The organism is Moorena sp. SIO4A1 (assembly GCF_010672065.1).
Taxonomy (GTDB): domain Bacteria; phylum Cyanobacteriota; class Cyanobacteriia; order Cyanobacteriales; family Coleofasciculaceae; genus Moorena.
This window is the reverse complement of the sequence record NZ_JAAHHX010000443.1, coordinates 1-1,878: the sequence shown is the minus strand read 5'-3', so window position 1 is coordinate 1,878 and position 1,878 is coordinate 1. Positions and strand designations below refer to the sequence as shown.

General features: G+C 42.9%; 1 protein-coding gene. It reads left to right on the top strand.

Features of this window, described 5'->3' with window-relative positions:
• Positions 1–909 precede the first annotated feature (909 nt).
• Positions 910–1,632, top strand: coding sequence for a linear amide C-N hydrolase (locus F6K53_RS39250; protein WP_293085328.1), 723 nt, complete (start codon positions 910–912; stop codon positions 1,630–1,632).
• Positions 1,633–1,878: the final 246 nt, after the last annotated feature.

Here is a 1,878-nt window from a genome sequence, read left to right as displayed (position 1 = left end):
TTACCTTTTAAAGCAGCTATATAATCCTTGCCACTGTTGACGATCAATTCACAAGTTTTTTTTGGGTATTAATAGCATCTATGGCATTGACAACTCCTTTTAGAGCCAGTTTCGTAAAGCTTCTCTGGTAAAGCTTTAATTTCGTTGGTTTTGGCATCAACTTCAAAGGGTTCTAAAATCAAGCCCCGCTCAACAATGTAAGAACTGACCAACATAATTGCTGGGTGGGAGTCGGAATTGGGATTATCGTTTTCAATCTGATATGAACCTTTAAGGACAAAACCCGTCTAAGCCAATGGTTTCTCCACAAGCTGGTTGTACATTGAAGAATGCGCGCAAGGCACATCGAATACTCTTCGTAATTAATATACAATAAGACACGACGTACAGTACGCCTAAGTTGGAAGCCTGTTTTTCGGAGGTAAGAGATAGTCAATTAACTCCTCACGGTAACTTTACATCCAATCTCCAATTGCTAAAAATCCTTTATTTCCTGCGGCGTTCGCCTTTGGCGGCTCCAAAGGAGCATGGCCAAAGTAAATAGCGCTAGGCACAGTGGAAGAGTGTGGCGCTGTCCGGCACGACGACGAGGATCTTCTAGTCAAGCTTTGGCTTCTATAATTGCGATTTGAGACACGGGAGTAGATGCATTAAAGGGAATTTGCGCGCTCTTTATACCATATTCCGATTACAATTAGAATGAAATAGCCCTGCCTGAGAGGATGTCAAAATAGTCCGGACACTTATAGTAAAGTAGCTGTAAGGCTTACAGGGTAATTATTTGCTTGATAAAGCAATCTTTGGTAATTTAGCCCTGGGTAGACAATTAAAAAAATTAAGGCAAGTAGCCTGCAATCCTTGCATTGTCTTCGTTCTGGATTCAAAAAAATTTCGGGAGTATTGAACTTAATGATCAAGAAGCATAATTTGATCATCAAGAAGCTAGCAACTATATTTGTTGTATTTATTACTATCCTGTCCATGGCAGTAGTTCCATCGGCTCAGGCTTGTAGTCGGTTAGTCTACCATGGGAGTTCAAACGGACCAATTACTGCGCGCAGTATGGACTGGTTTCAGGACCCCGATGCTAACCTCTGGGTCTTTCCGAAAGGCATGAAGCGTAATGGTGGGGCTGGTACCAACTCAATCACATGGACTTCGAAATATGGCAGTATCGTTACCTCGAGCTATGACATCGCCACCGTTGATGGTATAAACGATCAGGGTCTCGTTGCCAATCTCCTCTTTTTGGAAAAGACGAAATACGGTGATATTGAACCAGGTGAGAAAACCTTGTCCCTTGGAGGCTGGGGTCAATATGTCCTTGATAATTATGCAACCGTTGAAGAGGCAGTTCAAGGGCTGGAAGCACAACCCTTACAGATCGTCACAACCACCTTTAATGAGCTCGTGTCGGAAGGGCTTCTCTCCCCGCTGCCGGAACCGCTTCAACTACTTATGGGACAACTGGAGTTTGCACTTCACCTGTCGCTCTCGGATCCAAGTGGGGATTCAGCGATCTTTGAATACATTGATGGTGAACTAAAAGTCCATCATGGTCAGGAATACAATGTGCTGACCAATGACCCGACCTTCGACGAACAGCTTAGGTACAAATTTATGGGTTTTTAGGGAGCAGGGAACAGGGCGCAGGGCGCAGGGAAGAGGAAAGAAGGATAAAATCCTGTGTACTTGATAGTTATGCAAACCGCCGTAACTTCAATATGCTGGCAAGTACTCTAGTTTTATATTCGGTAATGACAATTCTATTTTTTGTGATTATTTCGGCTTTTTTATCCCAAATTGCTATCTTTACTATATGCTTGCTAAAGTCTCATTAATGCAAATCCCTGAGACTCTTTTTTGCAAGAACCCAGA